This window comes from Ruegeria sp. AL11 (assembly GCF_056540865.1).
The window spans coordinates 710,749-725,340 of record NZ_JBQFXO010000001.1; the positions used below are offsets into that span (position 1 = coordinate 710,749).

14 protein-coding genes and 1 pseudogene are annotated in these 14,592 nt (G+C 58.1%); 8 read left to right on the forward strand and 7 right to left on the reverse strand.

What is annotated here, in order from left to right; translation table 11 throughout:
- Positions 1-88: 88 nt before the first annotated feature.
- From ACR0IP_RS03570 to ACR0IP_RS03585, 4 genes are all read right to left on the reverse strand, one after another.
- Positions 89-1,090, reverse strand: a complete 1,002-nt coding sequence (locus ACR0IP_RS03570) for a DctP family TRAP transporter solute-binding subunit (RefSeq protein ID WP_170641417.1) — start codon at positions 1,088-1,090, stop codon at positions 89-91.
- 355 nt (positions 1,091-1,445) lie between these two features.
- Complete coding sequence (locus ACR0IP_RS03575) at positions 1,446-2,675, reverse strand: sigma-54-dependent transcriptional regulator (RefSeq protein WP_170373579.1); 1,230 nt, start codon at positions 2,673-2,675, stop codon at positions 1,446-1,448.
- Complete coding sequence (locus tag ACR0IP_RS03580) at positions 2,672-4,405, reverse strand: sensor histidine kinase (protein ID WP_480523830.1); 1,734 nt, start codon at positions 4,403-4,405, stop codon at positions 2,672-2,674. Before ACR0IP_RS03580 ends, ACR0IP_RS03575 begins: the two co-directional genes overlap by 4 nt.
- A 268-nt stretch (positions 4,406-4,673) precedes the next feature.
- Positions 4,674-5,153: an Lrp/AsnC family transcriptional regulator gene (locus tag ACR0IP_RS03585; protein WP_480523832.1), complete on the reverse strand. Its 480-nt coding sequence runs from the start codon at positions 5,151-5,153 to the stop codon at positions 4,674-4,676.
- A 171-nt stretch (positions 5,154-5,324) separates the two neighbouring features.
- On the opposite strand from ACR0IP_RS03585, the pseudogene cobA reads away from it, so the two are divergent.
- From cobA to infC, 7 genes and pseudogenes are all read left to right on the forward strand, one after another.
- A pseudogene (cobA, locus tag ACR0IP_RS03590) lies at positions 5,325-6,071 on the forward strand (uroporphyrinogen-III C-methyltransferase); the annotation flags it as partial.
- Entirely contained in the window at positions 6,071-6,385 is a 315-nt protein-coding gene (locus tag ACR0IP_RS03595; protein WP_480523834.1) for a DUF2849 domain-containing protein, read from the forward strand. The pseudogene cobA and the gene ACR0IP_RS03595, both read left to right, overlap by 1 nt.
- Before the next feature lie 65 nt (positions 6,386-6,450).
- Positions 6,451-8,115 carry a nitrite/sulfite reductase gene (locus ACR0IP_RS03600; protein ID WP_480523835.1) on the forward strand — a complete coding sequence of 555 codons (1,665 nt, stop codon included), beginning with the start codon at positions 6,451-6,453 and terminating at the stop codon, positions 8,113-8,115.
- Positions 8,105-8,866: a phosphoadenylyl-sulfate reductase gene (locus tag ACR0IP_RS03605; protein ID WP_480523837.1), complete on the forward strand. Its 762-nt coding sequence runs from the start codon at positions 8,105-8,107 to the stop codon at positions 8,864-8,866. The genes ACR0IP_RS03600 and ACR0IP_RS03605 overlap by 11 nt, the downstream gene beginning before the upstream one ends.
- Positions 8,863-9,270, forward strand: coding sequence for a DUF934 domain-containing protein (locus ACR0IP_RS03610; RefSeq protein ID WP_170373572.1), 408 nt, complete (start codon positions 8,863-8,865; stop codon positions 9,268-9,270). Before ACR0IP_RS03605 ends, ACR0IP_RS03610 begins: the two co-directional genes overlap by 4 nt.
- Before the next feature lie 105 nt (positions 9,271-9,375).
- Entirely contained in the window at positions 9,376-10,227 is an 852-nt protein-coding gene (locus tag ACR0IP_RS03615; protein ID WP_480523839.1) for a ferredoxin--NADP reductase, read from the forward strand.
- Between the two features lie 245 nt (positions 10,228-10,472).
- Positions 10,473-10,934: a translation initiation factor IF-3 gene (gene infC, locus ACR0IP_RS03620; RefSeq protein WP_475216281.1), complete on the forward strand. Its 462-nt coding sequence runs from the start codon at positions 10,473-10,475 to the stop codon at positions 10,932-10,934.
- Positions 10,935-10,988: 54 nt separating this feature from the next.
- Here the strand turns inward: infC and ACR0IP_RS03625 are convergent, their stop codons facing one another.
- From ACR0IP_RS03625 to ACR0IP_RS03635, 3 genes are all read right to left on the reverse strand, one after another.
- Positions 10,989-11,378: a hypothetical protein gene (locus ACR0IP_RS03625; protein ID WP_480523841.1), complete on the reverse strand. Its 390-nt coding sequence runs from the start codon at positions 11,376-11,378 to the stop codon at positions 10,989-10,991.
- A gap of 73 nt (positions 11,379-11,451) precedes the next feature.
- The gene (locus ACR0IP_RS03630) at positions 11,452-12,768 is read right to left on the reverse strand and encodes an aspartate aminotransferase family protein (protein WP_170659444.1); all 1,317 of its coding nucleotides are present in this window, start codon (positions 12,766-12,768) and stop codon (positions 11,452-11,454) included.
- Positions 12,765-13,517 carry a beta-keto acid cleavage family enzyme gene (locus tag ACR0IP_RS03635; protein ID WP_170373568.1) on the reverse strand — a complete coding sequence of 251 codons (753 nt, stop codon included), beginning with the start codon at positions 13,515-13,517 and terminating at the stop codon, positions 12,765-12,767. Before ACR0IP_RS03635 ends, ACR0IP_RS03630 begins: the two co-directional genes overlap by 4 nt.
- An 89-nt stretch (positions 13,518-13,606) precedes the next feature.
- On the opposite strand from ACR0IP_RS03635, the gene ACR0IP_RS03640 reads away from it, so the two are divergent.
- Positions 13,607-14,506 (forward strand): MurR/RpiR family transcriptional regulator, encoded by a 900-nt coding sequence (locus ACR0IP_RS03640; RefSeq protein ID WP_170373567.1) that lies wholly within the window; start codon positions 13,607-13,609, stop codon positions 14,504-14,506.
- Positions 14,507-14,592: the final 86 nt, after the last annotated feature.

Genomic DNA, 14,592 nt, shown 5'->3' on the forward strand with positions numbered 1-14,592 from the left:
ATGAGAGTGTTGGGGCGGGCCTTTGTTTGGCCCGCCCGGCCTGCGCGCAGATTACTCCCCAGTCCCCAGCGCGCGGCCTGAACCGGGATCAGAACCCAGCGTTAATGGCCTGAGCGGCGTCGATCTTGTCCTGACCGACGTCATCCGCGAACTGGTCCCAAACCGGTTTCATTGTGTCGACCCAGGCCTGACGCTGTTCGGGCGTCAGCTGACGAATGATGCCACCCGCTTCGGTGATCGAGGCCTTGGCGGCTTCGTTCACGGCAAAGGCTTCTTTGTTACGGGTCTCGGTGACCTCAGCCAGAATGGTCAGGAATTGGTCACGCACTTCGGGGTCGAGGCTGTCCAGCCAGTCCACCGAGGTCACGACCAGATAGTCGATGATGCCATGGTTGGTCTCGGTGATGCCGTCCTGCACCTCAAAGAACTTCTTGCCGTAGATGTTGGACCAGGTGTTCTCCTGCCCGTCGACAACGCCCTGTTGCAGCGCGCCATAGACTTCAGAGAACGCCATTTTCTGCGGGCTGCCACCGATGGCTTCCATCTGCGCGACCAGCACGTCCGAGGACTGCACGCGGAATTTCAGACCATCTGCATCGGCAGGCGTTTCCAGCGGTTTGTTCGCCGACATCTGCTTCATGCCATTGTGCCAGAACGCCAGCCCTTGCAGACCGCGGCGTTGCATGCTGTCCTTCATTGCCTGACCGGCATCCGAGGCCTGGAAGGCATCTACTGCGTCAATGTTCTTGAACATGAACGGCAGGTCGAAGAGGCGGAACTGCTTGGTGAACTTTTCGAACTTGGACAGCGAGGGTGCGGCCAGCTGGACGTCGCCCTGAAGCATCGCCTCAAGAACCTTGTCATCATTGTAGAGCGTCGAGTTCGGATAGACCTCCATGCACATAACGCCCTGCATCTCGTCATTGACGCGCTGTTCCAGCAGCGAGGCAGCGATACCTTTGGGGTGCTTGTCTGTGTTCGTCACATGCGCGAACTTTACGACGATCTCACCATCGTCACACGCAGCCATGCCCGCCGTCGCCGTTACCGTCAAAGCCAGCGCTGTGGCTGCTGTTGTTAGGAATTTCATCTGTTTTCCTCCCAGACTTCCTCGAATTGTCTCATCGGCCCCATCTCGGCACCGTATGGACGGCAGTGAACAGACTGCTTCACGGTGAAACAACAATTTGTAACAGACTTTGGGATGTCAGGATTTATCTTTTTAAAACAGCGTATTAAAACCTAAATTTAAAACACGGAATTTGACCATGATCGCACATGTGCGAAATCCCGCACATCTCTCTACGACGCTGTGCGGAATCCCGCACAGTTTTTCGAATCACCCCCGAATCGCTCTAGCACCACCCGCAGTCCGCCTTGGCGGACTGCTTGGCCCAACAGCTTTAACCGCATGCAAATGCGGGTAAAGCTGGCGGGAGGGCCTCCTATCGCCGGTAATCCTCGGGCCGAATCTGATACCGCGCCAGTTTGTCGTAGAACGTTTTGCGCGGCAGCTTCAGCGCCTTCGCCGCGTCCGAGGCCTTGCCGTTGTGCCGCCCCAACGCAGCGATCAGCAACGATCGTTCCACCCGTGCCATCTGCTCGTTCAAGCCCAGATCCGTCGCCTGTGCAACCTCCTCGGGCATTCCCAAAACAAACCGCATGGCCGACGACATCAAAGAGCGCGCATTGCCCGGCCAATCGCCGGCCATCAACGCCGCAAGATGCTCGGACGACACGTCTGGTTCAGGAATCCCTGCCTGCTCGGCGGCCTGCGCGACATAGTGACGAAAGAGCGTCGGAATATCCTCGGGACGCTCCGCCAGAGATGGAATACGCACCCGCATCACATCCAGACGGTAGTAGAGATCGGCGTTGAATCGGCCCTCTGCAGAGATCGCAGACAGGTCCGAGGTCGTGCCCGCAATAATCCGCGCCCCTGCGCCGCGCTCAATCATTTCCAGCGCTTCATACTGAGTAGCCTGCGGCATCACCGATATCTCGTCCAGAAACAGGGATCCGCCCTTGGCATCTTCGCAGGCTTGGGCGAATTCCTGAACGCTCAATCCGGCCGCCGCGCGTTTGACGAACGGTCCCTGCCCAACGGGCGACATCAGATGAACAACCTCGGCGACTTTGGAAATCCCGCTGCCCGCCGGACCGGTAACAAGAACCTCGGCCCCGGTCGGAGCGACGTTACGCACCCGCTCACGCAAGGTCTCGGCCAGAGGCGAAAGGCCGAACAAAAGTCGCGCCGCAGGGTCTCCGCGTTCCAGCTCGGATTTCAACGCCCGCTGCTGAATGATATGCGTACGGACATCAAACGCCTTGTCGAGAACCGCCAGAAGGTCCGCCGCGGCACAGGGTTTCTCCAGAAAGTCGAAGGCCCCCTGCCCCATGGCCTGAACCGCCATCGGAATGTCACCCTCACCCGTCAGCAAAACCACCGGCAACTCCGGGTCGATTTCTTGCGCGTAGCTGAGCAGATGAAACCCATCCCGCCCCGGCATCCGGATGTCTGAGAGGATGACACCCGGAAAATCAGCTCGAATGTGGTCTTTGGCCGCCACAAAAGACCCCGCCGCAATCGGTTGATACTCGGCCAGTTCGAGGGTCTGGGCCAGCGCCTCGCGCACCGCAGCGTCGTCATCCACCAACAAAACGACCCGAGTCATGCAGCCTGTTCCTTCTCGCAGGGCTCCAGTTCGACTGTGAACTCTGCCCCTTCTTCCGTGTTGATCCCACGGATGTTGCCACCGAAGCTCTGGACCAGACCGTATGAGATCGAAAGCCCAAGCCCCATCCCTTCGGATGAGCCAACAGCCTTGGTCGAATAAAACGGCTCGAACAGCTTTTCCGTGTTCTCGATCCCCGGCCCGATGTCCCGCACAATAACCGATAGCTTTTCACCCGGATAAATCGCGATCTGAATGCGGCGGTCTTCTTGTTGGCTCATTGCATCGGCTGCGTTGTTGATCAAGTTCACAAAAACCTGCACCAACCGAACCTCGCCCCCCCAGACAAAGACAGGATGTTCGGGCGCGAACCAGTCCAGCGAGACACTTTCGGAACGCAGCCGTGCTTCGGTCAACTCGACCGCAGCGTTCAGAACCTGCACCAGATCCACGCGCCCCATCGGTTCGCTTTCATTGCGGGCAAATGCGCGTAGGTTCTTGATGATCCGCGCCATACGTGCTGCCATCTGAGAAATTCGACCCAGATTTTCCGCGGCCTTCTCGGATTTCCCTCTCTCCATGAAAGCTGAGCCATTGTCGGCAAACTGCTGGATCGCCATCAATGGCTGGTTCAATTCATGGCTGATCCCGGCGGACATCTGTCCGAGTGCACTTAACTTACCAGCTTGCACAAGATCGGCCTGCGCGCGCTTCAGGGCGGCTTCGGCCTCCTGCCGCTCTGTGATCTCGCGGCGCAGCGCGGCGTTTGCTTTCGTCAGATCTTTGGTGCGTTTTGCCACACGGGTTTCCAGGACGGCATTCGCCTCTGTCAGCGTGCGCCTACGCTCGGTCGCCAGAAACAACAACGCGCCGAAAGCCAAACAGAGGGCTGCAACTGTCGCGGCCTGCAAGCCGGCCAATCGCCGGGCCGGAGCGACATCCATCAAGACCTCGCCGGTCATGCCGATCACTGGCAATTCCTTGACAAGATGCAAAGCCCGTCGCGGCAGATATGGGCTCCAATCCAGTGTCCAGAGTTCATATGGCCCCAAGCGCCGCGCCTGAAAAGAAACCGTCTGGCCATCCGGAGGGGTCAAGCCAATCTCTGCGCCCACGCGTTGCCACATCAACAATTCCAACCGGTTCGAAATGAAAACCAGACCGGAGTGGTCAACAAAAAACACCGCTTCGGTGCTGCCACGCCATGTTTGCTCAATGTCCTCGACGTCGGCAATCACGATCAAAGCCCCAATCACCGCTCCGCTGATATCGAAATCGGGCGCAGCATAGGTGAAAATCCGATTGCCGGGCCCCGGCAGAATACCATGCGCGCTCCCTAGCGCGCCTTGCATGGCGCGTGTGAAAGCTGGATTGTCTTGGACCGAGCCAGCGACACTTTCATGCGCCGCCGCCAGAACCGCCCCGGACCGGTCGGCATAAAGAACCTCGACCGCCGCCGTTTTATCCGCGACCTCCAACAGCAACGCCTGCGCGGTGGCGCGTCCGGATAGTGTATCCAGATCCTCAAGCACGGGGTGGCTCGCCATCAGCACCGCCAGTTCCTGATATACCTGCAACTGAGTGGTCAACCTATCCGCCGCCAGATCCAGATCCGCCTCGGCCTTCTCGCTGAGTTGAAACACAGCCTGCCGGTAGCCATAGGACCATACAGTCGAAGACAAAACTCCGACCATTAGTAGAAATCCGGCAATGACCAAAATACGCTGCATGTCCTACGGTCTTGCATTGGCGGCGTCTTATGGCAAGTCTGCACAACTTCCAAAAAGCTTCGTGCCAGACTGCATCCCGCCGCAAAGACGAAATAAATCAGCCTCCGGGCGGGCAAAAGATTCAAGAAAACCGCGCTACCGTACGATGCCTCCGGCGGGGATATTTAGGGCCAGATGAAGCATGGGATGCTTTATTCATCTGGCTAAAAATACCTCGGGGGGGGGTCGCCCCTTCAGGGGCGGCGGGGGCAGCGCCCCCAATCTATTGCTAGCTCTCCACCAAAGCGTTGAGAGGCAGCATCGTGGTCGACTTGATCTCTTCCATCGACAAAAGGGCGGTCACATTGTGAACACGTACCTCTGAGATCAGTTGTTGGTAGAACTGATCATAGGCGCGGGCATTCTTAACCCTCACTTTCAGGATGTAGTCGATGTCCCCTGCCAGCCGATGGGCTTCTTGAACTTCGGGTTGATCACGCAGGGCTTTCAGGAACTTGCGCTGCCATTCGGCCTCATGCTCGGACGTTCGGATTAAGACAAAGAACGTGGCCTCGAAACCAAGCGTTTCAGCATCAAGCAAAACGGTCTGTTGACCGATGATACCGGCCCCCTTCAATTTGCGGATTCGATTCCAAACAGGCGTCTTGGAACTGCCGACCTGCGCCGCTATTTCGTCCAGAGATTGGCTGGCATCACGCTGCAGCTCAGCCAGAATTTTCCGATCTGTGTCGTCTATTCGCACCGACATTCCAATTTTCCTTACGTTTCGAAACCAGCGTTCCAAATTTCAAATCAATTAGAACGCATGTTCTTATTTAGCACGACATATGGCGCCATACCGGGAATATTTCCTATATATCAGGACAAGTCAAACCAACTGGAACAGAAGATGACGCAGTCGGAGTCAAAACATATCCTAGGTCACGTCGATTTTGTCGGCGCAGGACCCGGTGATCCGGATTTGCTCACGCTCAAGGCGGTCAAAGCCTTTGAGCGGGCGGATGTCGTTCTGCATGATCGCCTGATCAGTGCAGAGGTTCTGAAACTGGCTGGTCAATCGGCCGTTCTGGTCGATGTGGGCAAGGCCGGTTTCGGTCCTTCGTGGAAACAGGAAGACATCGACGCGCTGTTGGTCTCTCACGCCCTCAAAGGCCAACGTGTTGTGCGTTTGAAATCGGGCGACCCGACCGTGTTTGGGCGTCTAGATGAAGAGATTGAGGCGGTCGCGGCCGCAGGTATCTCGTGGCAGATCGTGCCGGGTATCACTGCGGCCTCTGCCGCCGTGGCTGGGATCGGTCAAAGCCTGACGCGTCGTGGTCGCAACTCCTCGGTTCGGTTTCTGACCGGCCACGATATGAAGGGGTTCGCGGATCACGACTGGGCGGCCCTTGCACGCGAGGGATCGGTTGCGGCGGTCTATATGGGCAAGAAATCAGCACGGTTCATTCAAGGCCGCCTGATCATGCACGGTGCCGACCGCCATACTCCTGTGACGCTGATCGAGAACGCCTCGCGCCCTGACCAACGCATTCTGGAAACCAATCTGGATCGTTTGCCGAAAGATCTGTCTGCGGCCGAGATGGAAGGCCCAGCCCTCATGTTTTATGGTCTCGCTCCGCGCCAAGCGGCCCTGGCCCTGACTGAATTCAAAAAGGAGCATGCCTGATGGCCCGCGCTTTTACCCCCAAAGTTGTCACTGCCAACGATCTGCTCGAAGGTGACGTGATCTATCAAACCGAAGATGACCGCTGGTCGCGTGAACTGTCCGAGGCCGAGCTGATCACCGATGAGGCCCATGCACAGGTCCGTTTGCTGGACGCCGCGCGTCAAGCGAACAAGATCGTCGGCGCATATCTGGCCGATGCCGTTGCAACTGAAAACGGCCCCGAACCCACCCATTTCCGAGAGGAGTTCCGCCGCACCGGACCCTCGAACTATGCCCATGGCAAGCAGGAAACACAGTCGCAGCCCCGGGCCTGACCTCCGGCCCCTTTCTCCCCATTAAGGCCCCAAGGTTTCGGGGCTGCATTTAAGGACAGCTACACATGTATCGCTACTCCGAGTTTGACACAGCATTCCTGGCCGAGCGCAACCGTCAGTTCCGCGCACAGGTCGAACGCCGCATCGACGGCTCACTGACTGAAGATGAGTTCAAGCCGCTGCGCTTGATGAACGGCCTGTATCTGCAGCTGCACGCCTATATGCTGCGCGTTGCCATTCCCTATGGCACGCTGTCCAGCGCGCAGATACGCCAACTGGCCCTGCTGGCTGAGAAGTGGGACAAAGGCTATGGCCATTTCACCACCCGTCAGAACATCCAGTACAACTGGCCGAAACTGAAAGACGTGCCGGATATGCTGGACGCGCTCGCCGAAGTTGGCATGCACGCTATCCAGACGTCGGGTAATACCATCCGAAACGTGACCGCCGACCATTTCGCCGGTGCCGCTGCGGATGAGGTCGCCGACCCGCGCCCCTATGCCGAACTCCTGCGCCAGTGGTCGACTGACCACCCGGAATTCCAGTTCATGCCGCGTAAGTTCAAGATCGCCATCACCGGGTCAGAGAACGACCGCGCCGTGATCAAGGCACATGACATCGGCCTGCAACTGGTCGAACGTGACGGCGTTTTGGGCGCCCGCGTGATCGTGGGCGGTGGCCTGGGCCGGACCCCGATGATCGGCAAGGAACTGTCCGAGTTCGTCGCTTTCGACGACCTGTTGGCTTACCTAGAAGCCACCGTTTCCATTTGGAACCAGATCGGTCGCCGTGACAACAAATACAAGGCACGCATTAAGATCACAGTGCACGAGCATGGCATCGACGCCATCCGCGCCAAGGTCAACGAACGCTTCTTGCAGGTTCGCCCGCAGTTCAAAGGCGCCGACATGGCTCTACTGGAAGAGATCAAGGGCCATTTTGCGGCTCCAGCCTTCCGCGAAGCTTCGGTTGCGTCTTTTGAGTCCGCCTATACCAACGATCCGGTCTTCCGGTCGTGGGTCGACACCAACATCGCGCCGCACAAGAACGCGGACCACGCGATCGTCACGATCTCGATCAAGAAGCACGGGAAAACGCCGGGCGATGCAACCGCCGAGCAGATGCGTGTGATGGCCGATCTGGCCGAAGAGTTCGCCTATGACGAACTGCGCGTCAGCCATGAGCAGAACGTGATCCTGCCGCATGTCCACAAATCGGACCTGCCCGCGATCCACGCCAAGTTGAAAGAGCACGAGCTGGCCACAGCCAATATCGGCCTGATCAGCGACATCATCGCCTGCCCCGGCATGGACTATTGCGCGCTGGCCACAGCCCGCTCGATCCCGGTTGCGGAACAGATCGCGACCCGCTTTGACGAGTTGAAGCTGGAGCATGATATCGGCCACCTGAAGATCAAGATCTCGGGCTGCATCAACGCCTGTGGTCACCACCATGTCGGCCATATCGGCATCTTGGGTCTGGATCGTGCGGGTGTCGAAAACTACCAGATCACTCTGGGCGGCGACGGCACCGAGACCGCGGCTATTGGCGACCGCACAGGCCCGGGCTTTGCCTATGATGAGATCGTTCCCGCCGTCGAGCGCATCGTCGACACTTATCTGAACCAGCGGGAGAGCGCTGAAGAAACCTTCCTGGAAACCTACCGCCGTGTCGGTATGGCGCCCTTCAAGGCTGCACTCTACCCCGAGGTACAGGCCAATGCCGCTTGACCTGATCCAGACGGAACTGGGAAAAGACCGCGCTGAACTGACCGAAAAGGTCACCGCGTTGAACGCCCGGTTCCGCCATCACTCGGCGCATGACGTCATGCACGGAGCGATTGAGGAAATCGACGATCTGGCTCTGGTATCAAGCTTTGGCGCCGAGTCGGTTGTTCTGTTGCACATGGCTGCCGTTGTCGACCAGATGACGCCGGTTCTGTTTGTCGACACCATGATGCTGTTTGCAGAAACGCTTGAATATCAACAGGATGTCAGCGAGCGCCTCGGCCTGAAGAACGTCAAGATCATCCACGCCGAGGATGAGGACATTCAGCGTGAGGACCCCTATAGCGCGCTGCGTCTGCGGGATACGGATGCGTGCTGCAACCTGCGCAAGACCTTCCCGCTGCAACAGGCCCTGACCGGCTATCGCGGTTGGATCACCGGTCGCAAGCGGTTTCAGGCGGGCACCCGCGCTGCGCTCGAGTTCTTTGAGGTCGAGGACGGCACAGGCCGGATCAAGGTCAACCCGCTGGCCCATTGGGCGCCCGAGGACGTGCGCGCCTATATGGATGAAAACAACCTGCCCCGCCATCCGCTGGTGGCCAAAGGCTATCCCTCCATCGGTTGTGCGCCCTGCACCTCGCCGGTCAAGGAAGGCGAAGACCCTCGCGCCGGACGTTGGCGCAACCAGAACAAAGAAGAATGCGGCATCCATTTCGTCGACGGCAAAATGGTGCGCGCTGGAGAAAAAACATGAACGTAATTGTATCGGATGAGGGGTTTTCCCCCGATGACTGGACCGACGGCTTTGTCACGCTTGAGGATGCGGCCAATGATGTTGTGGCGCTTGATGTGGCCTCGGACACCGACCCGGATGAGCTGGTCGAGCGTCTCGGCAATGCACAGATGGTGCGGGTGGACTTCCCGTCCTCGGCAGATGGTCGCGGTTTCACCATTGCCCGCGTGCTGCGCCTGAAAGGCTATACGGGCCGTTTGCGCGCCAAAGGGCACGTTCTGGCCGATCAATACGCCATGGCCCGCCGCAGCGGCTTTGACGAGGTCGAGATCGACGATGCCCTCGCCTCTCGCCAGCCCGAAGATCAATGGTTGGCGCGCGCCAACTGGGAAGAAAACAACTACCAGGCCCGCCTGCGGGGCTGACCCCACATCGCCAGCTTGTGAAACTAAAGGGGCATTTCGCCCCTTTTCCTGACTTGGATCAAAGATTAAACGGAGATGTCGGTTTAGCAGACCGATAGCGAAACGATGACAGAGATGAAGCCCGTGAGTGAAGCAACCGCCGTAAAGGCCCCCGTTCTGCCGGACGCCCAGACCGTGACCGAGGTCAAACACTGGACCGACAGCCTGTTCTCGTTCCGGGTGTCGCGCCCTGCGACGCTGCGCTTCCGCTCGGGTGAGTTCGTGATGATCGGCCTGATGGGCGATCCTGATCCGAAAACTGGTCGGCAGAAACCGCTGCTGCGCGCCTATTCGATTGCGTCTCCGTCTTGGGACGAAGAGCTGGAGTTCTACTCAATCAAAGTGCAGGACGGCCCGCTGACCTCGAAGCTGCAGCACATCCAGCCCGGCGACCAGATCATCCTGCGGCCCAAGCCCGTGGGCACACTGGTGCATGACGCCCTGCTGCCCGGCAAACGCCTGTGGTTCTTCGCCACCGGCACTGGCTTTGCCCCCTTTGCCTCGCTGCTGCGCGAGCCTCAGACCTATGAGGACTATGACCAGGTGATCATCACCCACACCTGCCGTGAAGTGGCCGAGCTGGAATATGGCCGCCAACTGATCGAGAAAATCCGTCAGGACGAAATGCTGGCCGAGCTGATGGGCGAAGGCTTTGCCGACAAGATCCGGTACTACCCAACAACGACTCGGGAAGAGAGCCCGAAGATGGGCCGCATTACCAACCTGCTGAAAGACGGCACTGTGTTTGCCGATTTGGGGATCGAAGGCGGTATCAAGCCGGAAACCGACCGTGCGATGGTCTGCGGTTCGCTTGCATTCAACTTGGACATCAAGGAAATCCTTGAGGAATTCGGCCTGCGCGAAGGTGCAAACTCGGAGCCCAAAGAGTTTGTGATCGAAAAAGCATTTGTCGGCTGATCAACCAGTTTGGCCGGGTCCGTCGGGTCCCGGCCAGCAGTTTCCAGTGATCAATCGTGGGAATTTCCAGTCTTTAAGCCTTTATGCTGCTTGAAACACTGCGCGCACCCGTCTAAATTCCCACCTCGAAATTCTGCAATCATCAAAGGAATGAACCCATAGCTCGCAGACCCCACAACGCGCCGCCGCAGAGAGACACTGGCCCGCGCGTCAATGAAAAGATACGTGCCCCCGAAATCCGCCTGATTGGTGCCGAAGGTGAAAATGTCGGGGTGGTTCATCCCGCCAAAGCCATGCAACTTGCCGCCGATGCCGGCCTTGACCTGGTCGAGATCTCGCCCAATGCGAACCCGCCGGTCTGCAAGATCATGGACTTTGGCAAGTTCAAGTACGAACAGCAGAAACGCGAAAGCGAAGCCCGCAAGAAACAAAAGATCATCGAGGTGAAAGAGGTCAAATTCCGGCCCAACACCGACACGCATGACTATGAAGTCAAAATGAAGAACGTCTATAAGTTTCTGGAAAAGGGCGACAAGGTCAAAGTCACCCTGCGCTTCCGCGGCCGTGAGATGGCGCACCAGAACCTGGGTCGCGAATTGCTGGAGCGCGTCGCCGAAGATATCAAGGAACTGGGCAAAGTTGAGAATATGCCCAAGATGGAAGGCCGTCAGATGATCATGATGATCGGCCCGCTGCCGCAGAAATAACTCGGTCCATCACCGCAAATGCCCAAGCCCCTTCGATCTCCGAAGGGGCTTATTTCATCCTGGCTTTCGGCTGCGCATCCAATGGGCCGCATCCCGCACGTCGAAAACCAACGAGATGACATCGACAATCAACAGCAGCCACAGGTACCGAACATAGTTGGGGTTGAGCGTTTCTGCAGCGCTCAGAAGTCCCACCACTACAATCACCAGCGGAACCCAGCACAGGAGATGCGGAAGGGCCATCGCCCCGCTCATCCCGCGCGCGGCCATCATGATCGGCAGGTTCAACGCCATTCCCGTGATCGCAAGAGCGGCAATCAATACCCCCTGCGGCTGGTCTAGAAAGAACAGCGGCATCAGGTTGACCGGAACCAAAATCACGGCCACCCAGATTTGCACCCAAAGGGGTAACGCTCGGAAACTATGCCAAATATCCTGCGCCATGGCCGCGCCCTCTTTTCATTTCGCGTCAAACCTACTGAATTTGGTTGGGGCAAAAAGGGCTGTCACGGGATTGTCAGATCGCGGCGGCGATCGCCCGGCCCAGCTTAGCGACAAGTTCGTCTATCTGCTCCTCTTCGATGATGAATGGTGGAGCCAGAAGGATGTGATCTCCGGCCTTGCCGTCGCGCGTCCCCGACATCGGATAACAGATTAACCCCTCGGCCATCGCAGCCTTTTTGATCTTTGCAGCCACCCCCAACTTCGGATCGAACGAAGTTTTGCTTTCGCGATCCGCGACCAGTTCAATCCCGCGAAACAGGCCCCGGCCTCGGATATCGCCCACATGAGCGTGCTGCCCAAAAGCCGCTTCCAGCGCTGACTGAAGTTTAGCCCCCATCACACTGGCTCGCGCGGGCAGGTCTCGGCTGGTCAACTCACGAACCACCGCCAAGGCCGCAGCCGTCGCCACCGGATGGCCAATATAGGTATGACCATGCTGGAAAAAGCCCGAGCCGTGTTGGATCGCATCATAGATTTTATCCGTGCAGAGCATGGCTCCAATCGGTTGATAGCCAGCCCCCAACCCTTTGGCGATGCACAGAATATCCGGCGCGACGCCATCGTGATCGCAAGCAAACAGATGCCCGGTTCGGCCCATCCCGCACATCACTTCATCGAGGATCAACAGAACCCCGTATTGGTCACAAATCTCGCGAATGCGTTTGAAATACCCCTCGACCGCTGGGACGGCACCGAGAGTTGCCCCGACTACTGGTTCCGCCATGAACGCCATGACGGTCTCCGCTCCAAGTCGCAGGATCTCCTGCTCCAACTCATTCGCGACGCGTTGACCGTAGTCAAAGCTGCTCTCATCCGCGGGCTTTTCCGCGTATTCATAACACGCCGCGATATGGGTCATCTCGATCAGCAATGGCGAGAATTGCGCCCGCCGCCAAGAATTGCCGCCCGCAGACAATGCACCCAGAGTATTTCCGTGATAGCTTTGACGACGCGCGATCAAATGGCGACGTTCAGGCTGACCAATCTCAAGGAAATACTGGCGCGCCAGTTTGATCGCCGCCTCGGTCGCCTCGGAGCCGCCGGACACGAAATACACTCGCTCCAAATCGCCCGGAGCATGCTGGATCAGCAGATCGGCCAGCTCTTCTGCCGGTTCCGAGGTCATGAAACCGCTATGTGCAAAGGCGATCTGTTCAACCTGCTGCTGAACAGCTTCGATCACAGCGCGATTAGAATGCCCCAAGCAAGACACGGCCGCATCGCCACAATCCAGATAGCGTTTGCCGTCGGCATCAATCAGGTAACACCCGTCGCCGCCTGCCGCGATAGGCAACTCGGCTTTGGTATGGCGCGGAAACACATGGCTCATTCTTGTTCTCCCTTGATCAACGACACGAGTGCTGCAACTGACGCTGCATTGTTCGGCCAGGTCTGGCCTGAGGAGTCCGTCAGGCTGTTCTCAAACCCGACGCGTACATCCCCGCCCTGCCGCGTGGCCTTCAGCAAACACGCATGTTCCTTTGCCCCAAACGCGCAGAGCATCCACGGACCACCCTCTAGCGGAAACTGATCCAAGTCTTCGGGCGCGGATTCCTGCCCCGTCGCATACCGGCCCAAAACAAACAGGCGATCGACCTGCCCGGCCCTCACAACGCCCTCAGCCTGTAATCGCGCCAACAAAGCCGCGTCCTCAGCATCGTAAAGGATATGTTGAACGCGCGTCCCCTGATCATGGCACAGGCCGTAGACCCAATCCGCTATCTCCGCGACTTCTCGTACAGAGATCGAGGCCCAAGTGGGTCGCACCTGCCGCAAGCATTCGAATTGAGCCTCTGCATCATAGACCCCCGCGGCCTCGGTCGTGATCTGCACCTCCAGACCCGGCAACTGCTGGCGCAACTCGCCCAGGGCTTCACGATACAGCCCCGCATCCAAAGAGTGCCGCCCCTCCGAATCCCGGACATGCAGATGCAGCCCGTCCGCTCCGGCCGCGTGGCAGTCATGCGCGGTTTGAAGGGTTTCCCGCAAGCTCACCGGCAGCTGAGGATGATCCGCATGCCCGCGCCGCGCCCCATTGGGGGCAACAAGCACATAGGGTTTTCCTGCTTCGGACGTCATGAAACTCTCCGTTCTGTATGGGTTCGATCTACGCCCATACAGTTCGTTTTCAATTGGTTATCTTAAAAACATATGTTTTCTTCTGTTTTATGACCGACGCCCTAAGCCCTCTGATCTCTGCCCTCCGGCAAACAATCGACCAAATGCCGCCGCAACTACAGGCGGCAGCCAAATATGTGATAGACCATCCGGGCGACTTTGGCCTCGACCCGATCCGCATGACCGCGACGAAGATCGGTGTCAGCTCAAACGTTCTTGTTCGGCTCGCCCAACGGATGGGCTTTGATAGCTTCAACGCTTTCCGCAACCCCTTTCGACATGCCCTGGTCACGGATGGCGAGACCCGCTTGGATCAGAATTGGTTGAGCGAGGAGCGAACAGACCCTTCGTTCGACACCGCTCAGGCGGGGTTTGCACGCAATGAAATGAACGTCGTGGCAAGATCCCTACGTTTGATGGATCCGGAGAAAACAAGCGCCGTGATCCAGCTTATCTTAAACGCTAACCGCTGCTTCATAACAGCGACGCGCGCAAGTTATGCGCTCGCTCATTACTTCCACTATGCGGGCCGCATGGCCCATCCGGGTTTGCAACTGATCCCGCGTCACATGGGGTCCGCAACTGACGATCTGCTGGATGCGGGGCCGGATGATTGTCTGCTGGCCATAACCGTTCGACCCTATTCGTCCGAGACGATCCGAACCATGCGCTTCGCCGCGGACCGAGGTTTGAAGATCATCCTGATCTCGGACAGCGATATGATCGCACCCGGTATTCGACCTGACCTGAGTCTGCAAATCAGCACGCGATCGATGCACCACTTCTCCAGCTTTTCCGGAGCGATGGCCGTTCTGGAATGCCTGCTCAGCCACCTCTTTGCAGCCGGTGGAGAAAACGCCCTGCGCCGCGTGGAAGACTATGAGAAAACACGCGAAGACACCGGCGCCTATTGGCAGCCTGCAAAGCTCCCAAAAGTTAGAAAAACATAGCAAAAGCCCCGGGGTTTTGCCCGGGGCTTTTGGGTTTGTTGTTTCTGTGTTTACGAGCAGTCTTGGACGGCGCGTTTAGTCATCAC